General features: G+C 80.7%; 1 pseudogene. It reads left to right on the forward strand.

From position 1 onward, the window contains the following. Window positions 1–658 (forward strand): annotated as a pseudogene (locus CTKZ_RS21150) (primosomal protein N'); the annotation flags it as partial.

Below are 658 nucleotides of genomic sequence, written 5' to 3' on the forward strand. Positions count from 1 at the left end.
GCTCGTCGGCGGGCACGCGCGCACGGTCGAGGCGCAGGCGCTCGTGGCGTCCGGCTGGGCGCGTGAGGTCGCGGCGGACCGCGCGACCGTCCGCGCGCGCACCCCGCGGGTCCAGGCGCTCACGTCCGTCGAGCTCGCCCGGGAAGGCCCCGCAGCGGCCGCGCGCCTGCCGTCCCCGGCGTGGCGGACGATCCGTGACCGGCTCGCGGCCGGTCCGGTGCTGGTCCAGGTGCCCCGGGCGGGCTACGTGCCCGTCGTCGCGTGCGGGCGGTGCCGCGCGGACGCCCGCTGCGGCACGTGCCACGGCCCGCTGGGGCTCACCGGTCAGGACGGCGTGCCGACGTGCCGCTGGTGCGGTCGGCTCGCGACGTCGTGGCGCTGCGACGAGTGCGGGTCGACCGCGTTGCGCTCGGTCCGCGTCGGGTCGGAGCGGACCGCCGAGGAGCTCGGCCGCGCGTTTCCCGGGGTGACCGTGCGGGTGTCGGGCGCGCGCGCCTCGGGTGGCGTGCTCGACCGGGTGCCCGACGCGCCCGCCGTCGTGGTCGCGACACCGGGTGCCGAGCCCGTCGCGCCCGCCGGGTACGCGGCCGCGGTCCTGCTCGACGCCGCCGTCGGCACGTCGGGCGCCGGTCTGGGCAGCACGGTCGCGGCCCTGCGG

This window comes from Cellulomonas algicola, from assembly GCF_003851725.1.
GTDB classification, from domain to species: domain Bacteria; phylum Actinomycetota; class Actinomycetes; order Actinomycetales; family Cellulomonadaceae; genus Cellulomonas; species Cellulomonas algicola.